This window comes from Nocardiopsis synnemataformans, assembly GCF_965343085.1.
Classification (GTDB): domain Bacteria; phylum Actinomycetota; class Actinomycetes; order Streptosporangiales; family Streptosporangiaceae; genus Nocardiopsis; species Nocardiopsis alborubida.
This window is the reverse complement of record NZ_CBDRFA010000063.1, coordinates 19,287-33,678: the sequence shown is the minus strand read 5'-3', so window position 1 is coordinate 33,678 and position 14,392 is coordinate 19,287. Positions and strand designations below refer to the sequence as shown.

General features: G+C 71.0%; 13 protein-coding genes. 4 read left to right on the top strand and 9 right to left on the bottom strand.

What is annotated here, in order from left to right:
- The first annotated feature begins 67 nt into the window (after nucleotides 1–67).
- Nucleotides 68–454 (top strand): RodZ domain-containing protein, encoded by a 387-nt coding sequence (locus ACSIH6_RS28795; RefSeq protein WP_435111484.1) that lies wholly within the window; start codon nucleotides 68–70, stop codon nucleotides 452–454.
- 77 nt (nucleotides 455–531) lie between these two features.
- Here ACSIH6_RS28795 and pyrE read toward each other — a convergent pair whose 3' ends face one another.
- On the bottom strand, nucleotides 532–1,065 hold the full coding sequence (gene pyrE, locus ACSIH6_RS28790; protein ID WP_013155624.1) for an orotate phosphoribosyltransferase: 534 nt from the start codon (nucleotides 1,063–1,065) through the stop codon (nucleotides 532–534).
- Nucleotides 1,066–1,132: 67 nt separating this feature from the next.
- On the opposite strand from pyrE, the gene cutA reads away from it, so the two are divergent.
- The 3 genes from cutA (at nucleotide 1,133) to ACSIH6_RS28775 (ending at nucleotide 2,793) form a co-directional block, all read left to right on the top strand.
- Complete coding sequence (gene cutA, locus ACSIH6_RS28785; protein ID WP_150251060.1) at nucleotides 1,133–1,474, top strand: divalent-cation tolerance protein CutA; 342 nt, start codon at nucleotides 1,133–1,135, stop codon at nucleotides 1,472–1,474.
- Nucleotides 1,471–2,064: a hypothetical protein gene (locus ACSIH6_RS28780; protein ID WP_435111472.1), complete on the top strand. Its 594-nt coding sequence runs from the start codon at nucleotides 1,471–1,473 to the stop codon at nucleotides 2,062–2,064. Before cutA ends, ACSIH6_RS28780 begins: the two co-directional genes overlap by 4 nt.
- Nucleotides 2,065–2,133: 69 nt before the next feature.
- Nucleotides 2,134–2,793: a GNAT family N-acetyltransferase gene (locus ACSIH6_RS28775; RefSeq protein WP_435111471.1), complete on the top strand. Its 660-nt coding sequence runs from the start codon at nucleotides 2,134–2,136 to the stop codon at nucleotides 2,791–2,793.
- A gap of 27 nt (nucleotides 2,794–2,820) precedes the next feature.
- Here the strand turns inward: ACSIH6_RS28775 and ACSIH6_RS28770 are convergent, their stop codons facing one another.
- The 8 genes from ACSIH6_RS28770 to ACSIH6_RS28735 all read right to left on the bottom strand — a co-directional run bounded on the left by ACSIH6_RS28770 (nucleotide 2,821) and on the right by ACSIH6_RS28735 (nucleotide 14,344).
- The gene (locus ACSIH6_RS28770) at nucleotides 2,821–3,414 is read right to left on the bottom strand and encodes a hypothetical protein (RefSeq protein WP_435111470.1); all 594 of its coding nucleotides are present in this window, start codon (nucleotides 3,412–3,414) and stop codon (nucleotides 2,821–2,823) included.
- Between the two features lie 141 nt (nucleotides 3,415–3,555).
- A complete protein-coding gene (locus ACSIH6_RS28765; RefSeq protein WP_435111469.1) occupies nucleotides 3,556–3,984 on the bottom strand; it encodes a hypothetical protein in 429 nt (142 codons plus the stop codon).
- Nucleotides 3,985–4,024: 40 nt separating this feature from the next.
- Nucleotides 4,025–6,826: a hypothetical protein gene (locus ACSIH6_RS28760; RefSeq protein WP_435111468.1), complete on the bottom strand. Its 2,802-nt coding sequence runs from the start codon at nucleotides 6,824–6,826 to the stop codon at nucleotides 4,025–4,027.
- A 297-nt stretch (nucleotides 6,827–7,123) separates the two neighbouring features.
- Nucleotides 7,124–7,495, bottom strand: a complete 372-nt coding sequence (locus ACSIH6_RS28755; protein ID WP_435111467.1) for a DUF6507 family protein — start codon at nucleotides 7,493–7,495, stop codon at nucleotides 7,124–7,126.
- Between the two features lie 28 nt (nucleotides 7,496–7,523).
- Nucleotides 7,524–7,844: a hypothetical protein gene (locus ACSIH6_RS28750; RefSeq protein WP_435111466.1), complete on the bottom strand. Its 321-nt coding sequence runs from the start codon at nucleotides 7,842–7,844 to the stop codon at nucleotides 7,524–7,526.
- A gap of 92 nt (nucleotides 7,845–7,936) precedes the next feature.
- A complete protein-coding gene (locus tag ACSIH6_RS28745; protein WP_435111465.1) occupies nucleotides 7,937–8,746 on the bottom strand; it encodes an RDD family protein in 810 nt (269 codons plus the stop codon).
- A gap of 36 nt (nucleotides 8,747–8,782) precedes the next feature.
- Nucleotides 8,783–12,781 (bottom strand): type VII secretion protein EccCa, encoded by a 3,999-nt coding sequence (eccCa, locus tag ACSIH6_RS28740; protein WP_435111464.1) that lies wholly within the window; start codon nucleotides 12,779–12,781, stop codon nucleotides 8,783–8,785.
- A gap of 138 nt (nucleotides 12,782–12,919) precedes the next feature.
- Entirely contained in the window at nucleotides 12,920–14,344 is a 1,425-nt protein-coding gene (locus tag ACSIH6_RS28735) for a DUF6177 family protein (RefSeq protein ID WP_435111463.1), read from the bottom strand.
- Nucleotides 14,345–14,392 lie beyond the last annotated feature (48 nt).

Here is a 14,392-nt window from a genome sequence, read left to right as displayed (position 1 = left end):
CGTGATACGCGCTACATTCAACGCCGTGGGCAGGCATAGGAATGATCCTCGTGGCGTTGGCCAGGTGATGGCCATCGTTGGAGCCGTCGTGCTCCTGGTGTCGCTCCTGGCCCTGGGCGGTTTCTTCTTGTACCGCTCCCTCCCCGGCACCAGCGTGAGCGCCAACGCCTCGGAGACGGCCGGCGACAGCACGGAGCCGAGCAACATGGGCGTCCTGTACGTCCGCGTCGTCGGCGAGTCCAGCGACGTCTTCGTCCGCATCCCCGGCGGCGACGTGCTGATGGACCAGAACATGAGCCAGGGCCAGTCGGTCAACTACGCGACCGCCACCGAGGGCCTGGAGGTCACCATCGGCGACCCCGCCGCCGTCGAGGTCTTCGTCGACGGCGACGAGCGCGACATCTCCGACCGCGAACCCGACTTCAGCTTCACGATCGACCCACAGGACGGCTGAGGCCGCCCGGAGGGTACGCCCCCGACGGCGCCTGCCCGACGCGTGTGGCCGCTGAACGCCCTTGCGGTGCCCGCGTGCTAGACGTCCAGGTCGGAGACCCCGTACACCGCCCGGTACTCCAGGCCCTCCTCGGTGACCCGCTCGCGCGCGCCCCGGTCCAGGATCAGCGCGACCGCGACCACCTCGGCGCCCGCCTCGCGCAGCGCCTCCACGGCCGTCAGCACCGAACCGCCCGTGGTGGAGGTGTCCTCCAGGGCGAGCACGCGCCGCCCGCGCACGTCGGCCCCCTCGATCCGCTTCTGGAGGCCGTGCGCCTTGCCCGCCTTGCGCACCACGAAGGCGTCCAGCGTGCGCCCGCGCGCGTGCGCGGCGTGCAGCATGGCGGTGGCCACCGGGTCCGCGCCCAGCGTCAGGCCGCCGACCGCGTCGAACTCCAGGTCCGCGACGTTGTCCAACATGACCGAGCCGACCAGCGGCGCGGCCTTCCCGTCCAGGGTGACCCGGCGCAGGTCGACGTAGTAGTCGGCCTCCATGCCCGAGGACAGGGTCACCTTGCCGCGCACGACCGCCTTATCGTTGATCTGACGCAGGAGTTCATCACGTTCGCTCATGATCAGTGAGCCTAGAACACCGGACGGGACGCGGGCGCACCGCGGCACCCCGGTGGGAGGGACGGCCATGCCGCAGTCCGGGGACACGGTCCGGGTGGAGACCACCGTCGACAGCAGGGACGGCGCCGAACGGCTGGCACGGTCGGTGGTCGAGCACCGGCTGGCGGCCTGTGCGCAGGTGAGCGGGCCCGTCACCAGCTTCTACCGCTGGGAGGGCCGGATCCAGGCCGACGAGGAGTGGACGGTGGTGGTCAAGACCGCCGCCGACCGGCTGGACGAGCTCACCGCGCACATCGGCGACGTCCACCCCTACGACGTTCCCGAGGTCGTCGCCGTGCCCGTCACCGGCGGCAACCCCGCCTACCTGGAGTGGGTGCGCGACGAGACCAGGGGAGGCACCTCCGCGTGATCGCCGTCCTGCTCCCCCCGACCCTCGGCGAACCCACGCGGCTGCCCGGCCTGGCCGACCGGCTGGCCGAGTACGGCCTCACCGCCGTCCGGCCCGAGGTGGGCGGCGACGAGCACCCGCCGCACGCCGCCCGCTACGTCGCCCGCGCCAGCCTGGAGGTCAACCGCCTGGTCGCGCCCGACGCGCCGACCGCGCTCGTCGCCGAGGGCGGTGCCGGACCGCTGCTGGGCGCCGTGGGCGCGGCCCAGCGGGCGGCGCACCGGCCGGTGTTCGGCTACGTGCTGGTGGACGCGTTCCTGCCCCAGCCGGGCAGTCCCACCCGTGCGGACGTCGCGAGGTCGCAGAGCCCCGAGGGCGCGGACCCGGCCACGGCGGCGCTTCCCGGAGAGCCCCCCGGCTACCGGACCGAACCGCTGCCGATGGTCTCCGACTGGCCGGACGCCCCGTGCGGCTACCTGCTCACCGACCCGGGCCTGCGCCATGTGGCGCGCCTGGCGGAGCTGCGCGGCTGGAGCGTGCGCGAGGCGGCCCCGCGGGACGCGTCCGCGGCCCTGGCCGCGCTGTTGGTGGAGCTGCGCGGCGGCTCCTGAGCACGCGGCCGGTGGCGCCGCGCCGGAAAACCGGGTGACACCGCGAGGCGGGCTCCGGAGAATCGGCGCATGATCACCGACCACTTCCCGCCTCTGGGCCTGCGGCTGACCACACCCCGCCTCGAACTGCGGCTCCCGTCCTTCGACGACCTCGGCCAGCTGGCCGAGGTCGCGGTCGGGGGCGTCCACGACCCGGACACGATGCCCTTCGTCGAACCGTGGACCGACCAGCCGCCGGACGAGCTCGCGCTCGGCGTGGTGCAGCACAACCTGGGGGTCCTCGCCTCGTGGAAGCCGCGGGACTGGGGCCTCAACCTCGTCGTGGTCCACGAGGGCGCCGTGGTGGGCATCCAGGACATGAGGGGGCGCGACTTCGCGGTCACGCGCCAGGTGGGAACCGGATCGTGGCTGGGAAAGGCCCGCCAGGGCAGGGGGATCGGCACCGAGATGCGCGCCGCCGTGCTGCACCTGGCCTTCGAGGGGCTGGGCGCCGTGGCCGCGGTGTCGTCGGTGTTCGAGGGCAACACCGCCTCGGAGAGGGTCTCCGAACGCCTGGGGTACCGCCGGAACGGGTTCGACCTGGTCGAGGTCAGGGGGGAGCGGGTGGTGGAGAACCACTACCGGTTGACCAGGCGGGACTGGGCGGCGCACCGCACCGTCCCGGTCACCGTGACGGGCCTGGAGCCGTGCCTGCCGTTCTTCGGGCTGGACGGGTCCGGGACGGAGTAGGCGGGCGCGGGGACGCCGTCCCCGCGCCTACGGCGAGGGCGTCGGCGCGGTGTCGGCGGAGGCCGAGCCGGATCTGCCCGTGGTGGTCACGAGGGGGACCAGCAGGCCGACCAGGAGCCCGGTCAGCATGCCCAGTCCGGTGACCACGCCGCTGACGAGGGGCACCCAGGCGGGGTGCCCGGTGAGGGCCATCGCCAGTCCCGCGACTCCGAGCGCCGACATGTAGACGGCGACGGCCAGGAGTGAACGGGTCCGCCAGTGCCGGGACAGCGGGAGGAAGTGCAGCCCGACGGCGAGGGTGATCCAGGCGACGTTGGCCTGCATGGGCGCCTCCAGGGCGCGCAGCACCTGGATGCCACCGAAGATCAGGACCAGCTCCAGCAGCACGACCACGCCGTAGAAGGCGTCGAACCGCATCCGCGGTCCCTCGGGGTCCGGTTCGGAGGAAGGGCCGGACCTGCGGCCCGTGACCACGGACAGCGCGATCACCCCGGCGAACGCCGCGACCGCGAACACCCGCAGCACGAGGGCGACGGTGGGATCGAGCGGCGGTCCGGAGTTGGCGAGGACGAAGGCAAGGCCGAAACCCGCGCCGATGAGGGATCCCACGAATCGCGTCATTGCGTGAAGGTACCAGGGTGGGCGTCAGTGCCCAAGGGTGTTCTCAGGCCGTTCGTCCCCCCGCTTCTCCCTGGAGCCGTCGCATCGCACAGAGCGTTCAACCACTCGCCGTGGGACGAGGTTGCCACAGGCGGCGATTCCTCAGCCCTGTCGCGCCTTGCGGAGCTCCTCCTGGAGCCAGTCGGGGATGTGCTCAGGATCCCGCGGAAATTTTCTCAGGTCAGCAGCATAGTCTTCGGGCGAAGGAGGGAATGTTACATCCGGAGCCTTGTCGTAATTGAAATCTACACTGTAGCTGGCGGGTTGGGTAATGGTGTATCTCATTGAAAACCATGTTCCCTTGCCTTCCATGTACATGCCGTAGCGCAACTTCTTCCCCTGCTCTAGTGCTGACAGGGGAGCATCGATGACCTCAGAAGATTCATCTGAATATGTCGCTGACAAGCTGGAGGTCCCACTGCGAAATACGAGGGTGTATTTGTAGACCATTTTTTCCCATTGCTCTGGGGCGAACTCGAGGAACTTCAGCCCCATTTCCCTGAGGATTTCCTGCTGTTCGATCGGATTCATGCCGCCGACGGGGTGTCGAATTTTCTTCATCTCCCTGGATTTATTCTGGGTGATTTTCGTAAGAAAGTGTATCCTGCTTTACTCCATTAATGGACCACTCTACAACAACCCTGGCCGGGGGAGGCGGTAGTTCCTCTCCTGTGACTGGGTCCTTGATCGGCTCCAGGCCGGGATCCTCCTCGAAGGAGAACCTGACATGGATGTCTGGTGGCTGGGGGCCGGCTTCGAGGATGGGACGCCAGATCTCCATCTGCGCCTCATAGTGGTCTCCTAGCCCTCTCCTGAGGGATGACTCCTTTCCGGTGAGCAGGCCGTCCCACGCCCACTCTGCCCTCCGGAAGCTGCCTTGGATCCCCTGGCGGTTAGCGCGTTCCTGGTTGACGATATCCAGCATCGGTACCTGGTTGAGTCGTTCGCCGGGGCCCCGGAACTCGCTCGATCCAAAAATATGTCCACCGTTCCAATTGCCTTCGTCCCAGAGTTCCACCTCCCCAGGCTTCGGGTCTCTGCTGTGGGTTTCCTTGAAGTCGTAAATTATTTCTTCGTTGAGTAGTTCGAAGTAACGCCTCCCCATTTTGTTGACCTTGTCCTGCTCGTCTTTGTTTCTCCTCTGTCTGCCGTGCTCGAGTTCTCCCTCTGCGTAAACCGTTCGCCCGTGTTCATCGGTTTTGAACGTGTATTCATTTTCTCCGACTTTGACGACGTAGGTGGCGTTCGGTCTCGGGTTCAGGAATTCTGGATGTCTTGATTTTGGGGATTGTGATTCAATTCTTATTTCAGTGATTTCACCGTCCGAGTTGGTGGTGTATGTGCCATAGAGGTTCCCGTGATCGTCGAAAACCCTGTACTCCTGTTCTGGTTTCAGAACAAAGTCATTCCCATCACCAAACCTTTGTCGGTCCCCCGGATACCCGGGATCTCCGGCGTGGAGTTTGATCGGTTCATCACTTGCGGGCGGTATGCGGTTCGGCCCTTGGGGTGGACCTTCGGGGTTGGAGCCGTGGAGAGTCAAGTCTCCCCTGCCGGAACCGCCTCCTCCGAAGCTACTGCTCGAACCCGTGGCAGGGCTGTCCACGTGCGTGTGTCCAGTGCCGCCGGTGGGGGCGTCGACAGGGCCGCCACCGCCACCACCGTTCCCACCGCCTCCGGTTCCGGCCATGGCCATCTCGGGCTCGCGGACGGCGCTCGTGGTCCAGGGGGCGTCGGGGTCCACGGCGTCGGCCCGCTCGGGCAGGTCCAGCCTGATGTCCTCCAGGATCTCGCGGAGCTCGGGGTCGTTGCGGACCATCTCGGCACGGACGAGCGCCTCGTACTCCTCCCGGGTGGTGGGCTCGGGTGTCCCGCTTTCGGCGCCCTCCCGCGCAGGGGCGTCGTCGCTCTGGGGAGCGCCGTCGCGCTCGGGTACCTCGGCTCCGTTCGCCTCCGACGCACTGTCGCTCTCCGGAGAGGCTGTGACGGGCGGTTCCGAACTCTCCTGCGGTGTCACAGGAGTCTCAGCCGGGTCGGGTGAGTGTGCTGGAGGCCCGGTGGGCGAGCCGTTCTGATGCTCGGCGAGTCTGTCCAGGGTGGAGTCGAGGGACTCCAGCGCGTCGGACTCCCGGCTCCGGTCGGCCGTGTCACCGATGCCCTCGGGGGAGGGCACACCCTCCGGGGCGCGGCCGCCGAACTCGGGAGTGCCGTCCATCGGGTTCACGTCGGCACCGCCCGAGTCGGGGCCTCCGCCGCCAATCGAGTTCAGTTCCCTGAGCGCCTTGAGGGCCCCTCCGCCCGCTGCGGCGTCGAGCGCGATCTGGGTGATCGCGTAACCGGGGCGCTCCTCCCACTCGTCCAGGCGCAGCGCACCCTCGACGACCTCGGTCCAGTAGGGTCCCGCGTTGTCCCACCACTCTCCGGGGGAGGACGGCATGGTCCACCCGTCGAGTTCCCAGGCGTAGGTGCCCCCGAACAGGCCCTGCCCCTCCTCCACCGGGGGAGGTGCCTCACCGGTGTAGAACCCGCTCAGGTACATCAGACCGAGGGCTGTGTCCTGCCCGTAGTTGCGCGCGTTGGTGACCCCCTGGGAGTTGGTCCACGGATTGGCCGACAGCGGGCCGAAGATGATGGGCACACCCCACTGGCCCTCGTAGTGCAGGCCGGTCGCGCCGGCCAGTTCGACGGCGGCTCCGGCGGTCCAGTCGCCGAAGCTGTGCGTCACGTCGACGTACCAGTGGTGGTCGGTGCCCTGCGGGCTGCCCCAGTCGGTCGGCATGTCCACCGGGGGCTCGGAGAGGCCGTAGCCGATCTCGTCGCCGCTGGGCGGGTCGGAGCCGTCGGCGTTCATGGGCACGAAGACGGGACCGCCGAAGAGCGCGGTGATGGCGTTGGCGCAGTCCCGTTCCGCCTCCATGTAGTCGGTCTGGATGCGGGTGACCTCGTTGAGCAGTTCGTTGTGCTCGGCGACCTTCGGGTTCTCACCGCCGAGCGGCCCGCCCTCGTCCCAGTCGTCGTCGCCCTCGATGCTGGCGAGGAAGACGTGGGCCCGCGTCTTGAGGGCGACCATCTCGCTGCGCAGCTCACGGGCGCGCTCGGCGAAGGAGTTCAGGGCGCCGGAGACCGTGTACAGGTCGCTCTCCACGCTCTCGCCGTCGTCCGGGACCGGGTCCAGGACGGCGAAGAGGGTCTCGGCCTCGGGTGCCTGGTAGAGGCCCTGGAGCCTGGACCAGGAGGACCTGATGTCGTGGGCCCGCCCGGCGATGGACTCCCCGTCCTCCTTGAGGGAGTCGGCCGCGCTCTCCAACATGACCAGGTTCGTCAGGGAGATCGGGAGGGGGATCGCGTCCGGATCGATCAGACCATCGCTCAACGTGCCACCATCGCTTGTTCCGGGACTCTGGGGGGAGGGGTCCTTGGGCAGACGGGTGGCCCTGTCGGGGGACACCGCGGAGTGATCTCCGCGCTACTGGACCGGAATGTCCCTCTTGTTCTAGCGGGGGCGCAGGCGGGCCGTCCACACGCGGCCCGGACCCCCGAAACCCTGTGGTCGCCGGGCTTCGGGGGACGTTGTCGCTGGTCTTCGCCCGGAAGAACGCCCACGCCCCCGGGCGGAGCGGGGTCCGCGATGGGCTGTGCCGCGTTGGCCGGTTGTGGCCAGGAGGGGACCTCAGTAGTGGAAGGCCGTGCCGCCGCCCGTCGCCTGCGGGGGGTCCTCCACTGCTCCGGCGTTGTCCTGGGCCTCGGCGGCCATCTCCGTGTCGCCCTCGACGTAGTACAGGGTGGCGCTCCCGGCTCCGTTGACGGCGCTGGCGCTCAGCTCCGTCATGCCCTGGAGCGTTCCGAAGCAGTGCTCGGCGAAGGCGCCGAGCGCGATGCCGATGGGATCGCTGTCGGACGAGGTGGCGGCCTGTTCGAGGTGGAGACCGAGCAGCCGCATGTCACAGGTCAGACCGCTCATGCCCTCCTCGTCACCGATGTGCTCTCCGACGGCGGCCAGTACACCGCTGACCTCGGACACCTGGATGTTCCACGCGGACATGTCGGTTGCTCCTTCCGGAGGTTGGGGTTCAGCCGCTGTACTCGTCGTGGGGGCGGGCTACGGGGGAGAAGGCCGCGGTCCGGAAGTTCGCCGGGGGGCGGATCCCGTAACGGGCAGGCGCGTCGTCCTGAGGGGAGCCGGTCGCCTCGATCCTCTCCCGGAGCCTGCCCAGGGTGGACGTCAAAGCGGCCACGTCCGCTCCGGCCCGCGCACCCGCGCGCTCGGCGGTCCTTCGGACCGTGAGCGCGCCGGAGGTCGCCTCCTGGTCCGATCCGGTCGAGGAGGGGGTCTCCCTCCGGGGCGCGTCGTCCTGAGGGACCTCAGGGGTCCCGACGAGGTCGAACTTCATGGCGTTTCCTTCCTCGGTGCTGCCGGACCCGCGCTCTCGGGGGTTCGTCCCGCTCACGGTGACGCGGGCGAACGCAGGTCCGACCGGTACCGCTAGCGGCGGACCTGGACGACCACCGTGCCCGCCGCCTTGTCGTGGAGGCACTGGCGGAGCCTCTTGTCGCGCAGGGGCCACAGGACGTTGGTGAGCGACCAGGGCAGGAGCAGGTTGACCGGGTTCACGCCCGGCGCGTAGAGCAGTGCCCGCACGAACGCGCGACCGGCCCTGACCCTTCCGCCGCCATCGGAGCGCACCACCCACAGACCCAGCAGGATCTTGCCGACCGACCGCCCCCACAGACGGACCTGAAGCCACTCCACGACGATGGCCAACAGGAAGAAGTTGAAGAAGGCGGTCACCATGAAGGCGATCTCACCGGCGCCGCCGTCCATGTCGCCGCCACCGATGATCAGGCTGACGACGGCTCCCAGCATCATCATCGCGTACCAGAGACAACCGACGAAGAACGTGTCGAGGAGCCGGGCCACGAAACGCACACCCATCTCGGCGCGGCCGACCTCGGGGTTGTGCGGGCTCCACTGCCCCGGGTCGGTGATCACCTGCGGGAGCCAGTTCTGCGGATGCGGGTAGTACCCCTGCTGCCCGTGGGCGTGGGGGTACTGGTGGGGAAGGCCTTGGGAGGGCGCGGGGTAGGCGGGGACCGCAGGGGGTTGGAACCCCGGCTGCGCCCCGGTCGGGAACCCCGGCTGCATCCCGGGCTGGCCGCCCGGCCGGGCGGCCGGGTCCTGCCAGCCGACCGGTGCGTAGGGGGTCGGGGGCACGGAACGGCCGTCGTTCCCGGGGTACTGCCGCGGGGGCTCGTTCTCCGCCGGTGCGCCGGAGGGCTGGTACGGGGGCTGCATGGCTCTCCTGCCGTGTGTCGTCGGGCCTGTGCGGCGTCAGGCCTGTGTGTCGTGGGGGTCGCGCAGCGCGGTCTGCACCAGCCGCGACGAACCGCCGCGGGTCACCCACTTGCCGCGCCCGGGGGGCTGGCTGGCCGCGTAGACCCGGGGCAGGATCTGGCCCTCGCTCCGGTCGCCGGACATCACCAGGGCACTCGTGCCGATCTCGCGCATGGCCTGCACCAGCGGGTCGTACATCCCGCGCCCCGCGCCGGCCACCCGGCGCGCCACCACGAAGTGCAGGCCGATGTCGCGGCCGTTGGGCACGAACGGGACGAACGGCGCCAGCGGCTTCTGGCCCGCCGTGGTGAGCACGTCGTAGTCGTCGGCGAGCACCACGATGCGCGGGCCCTTGAACGATCCCGGCTCCAGGGAGTCCACGTCCCCGTCCTCGGGCAGGCGGCCCTCGACCTCCTTGGCCACGCCGCCCGCCAGCCCCGCGCACACGCGGGGGTTGCTCGCGTACCCGCCCATGTACTCCTCGGGCACCACGTCCCGCAGGGTCCGGCGCGGGTCCATCACCGCGAACACCACCTCGTCCGAGGAGTAGCGCGCCACGAGGCCCTCGGCGACCAGCCGCAGCAGGTTGGTCTTGCCGCACTCACCGTCACCCATGACGAGCAGGTTCTGGTCCCGCTCGAACAGGTCGAGCAGCACCGGCTCCAGGGCGCGCTCGTCCACGCCGACCGGTACCGCCTTGGGCTCGGACTCCGCCGTGGGAAGGGTACGGGCGGACAGCCGGTGCGGCAGGATCCGCACCCGGGGCGCACGCGCGCCCCGCCAGGAGCGGTCCACCGCGCGCACGGCCTTCTCCACGACCTCGCCGAGGTTGTCGTTGTCGGCCACCCCGTCGAACCGGGGCAGCGCAGCCTGGCCGAACAGCTCGGCGTCGGTCAGCACCCGGCCGGGGGTCTTGGCGCTGATCGTCTCCGAGAGCTTGCGGTCGATCGTGGAGTCCGACGCGTCGTTGAGGTGCAGCTCCACCTTCTGCCCGAAGTTGGACTGGGCGGCGATGCGCACGTCGTTCCAGCGCAGCATCCCGGCCACCACGTGGACGCCGAACCCGCCGCCGCGCTGGAGCAGTTCGGTCACGATCGGGTCGATGTCCTCGAAGTCCTTGCGCAGCGCGCCGAAGCCGTCCACGACGAACACCACGTCGGCGCTGGCCAGCTCGGGCACCTCGCCGCGGGCGTGCATCCGGCGCAGCTGGGCGACCGAGTCGATCCCGCGCTCGCGGAACACCGTCTGGCGGTGTTCGAGCATCCCCTGGATCTCCTCCACCGTGCGGCGCACCCGCTCGGCGTCGGTGCGCACCGCCACACCGCCCACGTGCGGCAGCGCCGCCAGGGACTGCATGCCGCCGCCCATGAGGTCCAGGCAGTACACGGCCGCCTGGGCGGGGGTGTGCGTGAGCGCCAGCGAGAGCACCAGCGTGCGCAGCAGGGTGGTCTTGCCGCTCTGCGGGCCGCCGATGATCGCGGCGTGGCCGCCGGACGCGGTCAGGTCGAGCTTCCACACGCCCTGCCACTGCTTGGCGGCGTCGTCCAGCAGGCCGAGCGGCACGCGCATCGCCTCGTGCTCGCCGGGCAGCCGCAGCCCGCGGTCACTCTCCTCCGGCTCGCCCGCCACCGCGTCCAGCGTGGTCGCGGAGGGCAGGGGCGGCAGCCAGATCTCCCGGGTCTGCTCGCCGTGCCTGCCGAACTGGCCGACCATCACGTCCAGCAGGGTCGGGCCCACCGTACGGGAGGGCATGGGCACGTCCTCGCCGGAGGACCCGGAGGCCGCGGCCTCCGCCGGCTCCGCGTCGGCGTTGTAGGCGGTGTAGCGGCGCACCGAGGGGGCGCCCTCGGTCGGCTCCTCCTCGGCCACCGGGCCGCGGTAGGCGCCGGACACGTACCCCGCCTTGAAGCGCTGGTAGACGCTGGTGTCCACCTTCAGGTAGCCGAACCCGGGCAGGGACGGCAGGTGGAAGGCGTCGGGGGTGTTGAGGACCGTGCGGCTCTCCTCCTCGGAGAAGGTGCGCAGGCCCAGCCGGTAGGACAGGTAGGTGTCCAGGCCGCGCAGCTTGCCGCCCTCGATGCGCTGGCTGGACAGCAGCAGGTGCACGCCGATGCTGCGCCCGATGCGGCCGATGGACAGGAACAGCTCGATGAAGTCGGGGCGGGCGGTGAGCAGCTCGCCGAACTCGTCGATGATCACCAGCAGGTGCGGCAGCGGCGGCAGGCTCGGGTCGTGCTCGCGCTTGTAGGTGTAGTCGCCGATGTTGGACACGTTCCCGGCGTCGCGCAGCACCTGCTGGCGGCGCTGCACCTCGCCGGACAGGCTCGCGTACACGCGCTCGATCAGCGCGGCGTCGTCCTCCAGGTTGGTGATCACCCCGGCCACGTGCGGCATGTCCTCGAACGGGGCGAACGTGGCGCCGCCCTTGTAGTCGACCAGGACCATGCTCACCCGCTCGGGCGGGTGCGAGGCGGCCAGCGCCAGCACGAGGGTGCGCAGCATCTCGCTCTTGCCCGAACCGGTGGCGCCCACGCACAGGCCGTGCGGTCCCATGCCCAGCTGCGCGGACTCCTTGAGGTCCAGCACGACGGGCTGGCCCATGTCGTCCACGCCGATGGGCACCCGCAGGAACGCCCGCTCGCTGCGCGGCGCCCACAGGCGCTGCACGTCCATGGAACCGGGGTCCTGAACGCCCATCATCGCGGGGAAGTCGACGCTGCCGCCCTCCTGGGCCGTCTCCTCGATCGACTCCGGGGACAGGCGCAGCGGGGCCAGCATGCGGGCCAGGCCGGTGAGGGTGGCGTCGGAGACGTCGTCCACGGTGCCGGTGGTGACCACGGGGTCGGCGCCGCGCAGCTCCTCGACGCGGACCTGGTCGCCGGTGACCGTGACGCGCACGTTCACGTCGCTGGGCTCGTCGATCTGGCGGGACACCAGGTGCAGCACGGTGACGCCCAGGTCGACGGGGTCCACGGCGTGGTCGGGCCGCACCAGTTCGGCGGCCACGTCGCCGTGGGTGTCGTGGATGACCAGGAGCCTTCGCAGCATCCGGTACGCCTCGCGCTTGCCCATGCCCCGGCGGACCTCGGAGGCGAAGTCGGTGCGCGAGCGCAGCTCGTCCGCGAGCAGGCCGCCCAGCTTGGCCGGGTCGGGGGCGATCAGGCGGACGGCGGCGCCGCCCTCGCGGCGCTGCGGATCCAGGGCCTGGGGCAGCCACGGCAGCCAGGACCAGTCCTCGGCCCTGTCCGCGGGATAGGACACCGCGAACCCGGCGTCCTCGGGGGCGTGGAAGGCGCCGAACTGGGCGGCGAGGGCGCGCACCACGCGCATCACGTCCTCGCGCTCGCCGATCACGCTGACGTTCCCGGCCATGTCCAGGGGCAGGGTCAGCGGCATCTCGGGGACCGAGGCGAACCGCCGGATGGCGGCCTGCGCCTCGGAGAGCATGAACGGGTCGGTGGGCATGAGGGCGGTGCCCTGCTCGGCGAGCCGGAGGGGGCGGCCCTCGGTCAGGCCGGTGCCCACCCGTACCCGCAGGAAGTCGCGGTGCCTGCGGCGGCGCTCCCAGAGCCGGGTGGGGTCGCGGATGACGTCGTACAGGGCCTCGGGCGGCGGGTCGAGCAGCCGGGCGTGGGCGCGGGTGCCCTGCTCCCAGGCGGTGAGCTCCTCGCGCAGTTCCTCCAGGTACTGGAGGTACAGCTCGCGCTGGTTGCGGCGCTGCCGGGCGACCTGGCCGCGCCGGGAGAAGAGCATGACCACGGCGGCGAGGAGGGCCACCACGAGGAGGACGCCGCCCAGCGCGATGAAGGCCGGGTTGCGCATGACCATCATGATGGTCATCGACGCCAGCATGCCGACCATCGGCAGGATGGTCATCAGCGGGTTGCCCTGGGCGTTGCCGTCGGGGAGGGTCGGCGGGGCCTCCACCTCGTGCGGTTCCTGGGCCGGAGTGGGATGCACGGTTCGTGTCGGCCGGTGCACGACGCGAAGGCTCATCGGCTTTCCTCTCGGCGCAGGGATGGGAGGACGAGGGCGCGGGGGGTGCGGAAAAATCCTATCGAAGACAGTGTCAAAGGGGCTTTTCGCGTACGTACGGGCCCGCCGCCCGGCCGCGGGCCCGGCGGCGGCCGGAGGTCAGCCCGCGCGGGCGCCGTCGGGGTGCAGGTGGTCCATGAGTTCGCGGAAGCGCTGCCAGCCGTCCGGCTCGGTGCCGTCCCCGACCCGGTACCAGACCGAGGGGGTGAGCGGAGGGCCGAACGGCACCCCGCGCACCGGAGCGGACAGTGCCCGGTCGGTGCCGATCGAGGAGATCCCCTCCACCCCGACGGCCAGGCCGACCGGGAGGGGGAGGCCGCACCAGCGCGGTTCGTGGGTCAGGTCCGGCCGCCCGGCCGCGCGCTGCACCGTCATGGTCCGCAGGACGTCGCGTTCGGTGAGCGTGCGGACCACCGACGACAGCGCGTCCAGGTCGTGCTCCTCGCCCGCGGGCCGGGCCACCGCGAACGAGACGCTCTCCCGCACCCCGTGCGCGGTGCGCATCACCCGCTGGGTGCCGCTGAAGGGGAGCACGCCCTCCTCGCGCACGCCCTCGGGCGGGCCGGTGAACACGAACCAGGTCTGCCCGGGCGCGCGTTCGCGGCACAGGCGGGTCAGCGCCGCCCGGCTCCACTCCTGGGGGAGGGGTTCGCTGGTGCCCCAGAGCGCGGGGGCGCGACCGCCCAGGCGCTCGGCGAGCAGTTCGGCGGCCTCGCCCAGGACCAGGCCGTTGTCGGCGGGGTGCTCCACCTTCAGCTCCACGAGCAGATGGGAGCCGGTCTCCTCCGCCCGGGCCCGGAACGCCTCGTGCGGCCCGTCCTCGGCGCGGGCGCTCCGGTCCGGGACGAAGGCCTCCTGTTCGTCCCAGACCAGGGGCACCCCGGAGAACCCGTCGTAGTAGGCGCCGTCGGGGGCCTGGACCACCCAGCGGGCGGTGGGGTTGCCCAGCACCGAGCGCAGGGCGTGGGTGACGCGGCTGGTGGAGGGGGTGACGACCTGGAGACGCAGGCCCTCGCGCCCGTGGGCGGCGACGGTGTCCACGAGCCAGGGGGACATGGGGACCAGGGGGCGGTCCTGCACCACGACCACGGCCCTGTCGGTGCGGGCGGTGACGGCGGGGTGGTCGGTGGAGCCGTCCAGGAAGGCGTCGCCGCGGGAGAGCCGCGGCTCGGGCTCCCACACGACGCCGCCGAGCCGGTCCGCGAGGTCGCGGACGAAGCGTCCGACGGCCCCGGCGGTGTCGGTGTCCGCGAGTTCGGCGCCGCGGGCCTCCACCCAGTAGGGCTGGGCGGGCAGGTCGTCGACGATGCCGTCGGCCAGGAGACGTTCGGCCTCGGCGGACAGGGCCAGGCGCTGGGCCGCCTGCATGGCGGCGACCAGGCGGCCCCCGGCGTCGAGCAGTTCGACCACGGCGCCGTCGGCCGCGAACCGCACCCGAAGGTCCGGTCCGGCGGCGACCAGGGCCCTGGTCAGGGCGCGCCGGTCGGGAGGGCTGGCCAGGAGGGCGACCGCGTCGTGGCTCAAGGGATCTCCTCAACACTCCGGGGGAGGGCGGTACTGGGAAGGGTGGGA

Bases quoted from the DNA above. Each gene is read 5' to 3' on its own strand.
- eccCa (WP_435111464.1), bottom strand. From the start codon at position 12,781: ATGAGCCTTCGCGTCGTGCACCGGCCGACACGAACCGTGCATCCCACT.
- ACSIH6_RS28795 (WP_435111484.1), top strand. From the start codon at position 68: ATGGCCATCGTTGGAGCCGTCGTGCTCCTGGTGTCGCTCCTGGCCCTG.
- ACSIH6_RS28750 (WP_435111466.1), bottom strand. From the start codon at position 7,844: ATGAAGTTCGACCTCGTCGGGACCCCTGAGGTCCCTCAGGACGACGCG.
- cutA (WP_150251060.1), top strand. From the start codon at position 1,133: ATGCCGCAGTCCGGGGACACGGTCCGGGTGGAGACCACCGTCGACAGC.
- ACSIH6_RS28765 (WP_435111469.1), bottom strand. From the start codon at position 3,984: ATGAATCCGATCGAACAGCAGGAAATCCTCAGGGAAATGGGGCTGAAG.
- ACSIH6_RS28745 (WP_435111465.1), bottom strand. From the start codon at position 8,746: ATGCAGCCCCCGTACCAGCCCTCCGGCGCACCGGCGGAGAACGAGCCC.
- ACSIH6_RS28775 (WP_435111471.1), top strand. From the start codon at position 2,134: ATGATCACCGACCACTTCCCGCCTCTGGGCCTGCGGCTGACCACACCC.
- ACSIH6_RS28755 (WP_435111467.1), bottom strand. From the start codon at position 7,495: ATGTCCGCGTGGAACATCCAGGTGTCCGAGGTCAGCGGTGTACTGGCC.
- ACSIH6_RS28770 (WP_435111470.1), bottom strand. From the start codon at position 3,414: ATGACGCGATTCGTGGGATCCCTCATCGGCGCGGGTTTCGGCCTTGCC.
- pyrE (WP_013155624.1), bottom strand. From the start codon at position 1,065: ATGAGCGAACGTGATGAACTCCTGCGTCAGATCAACGATAAGGCGGTC.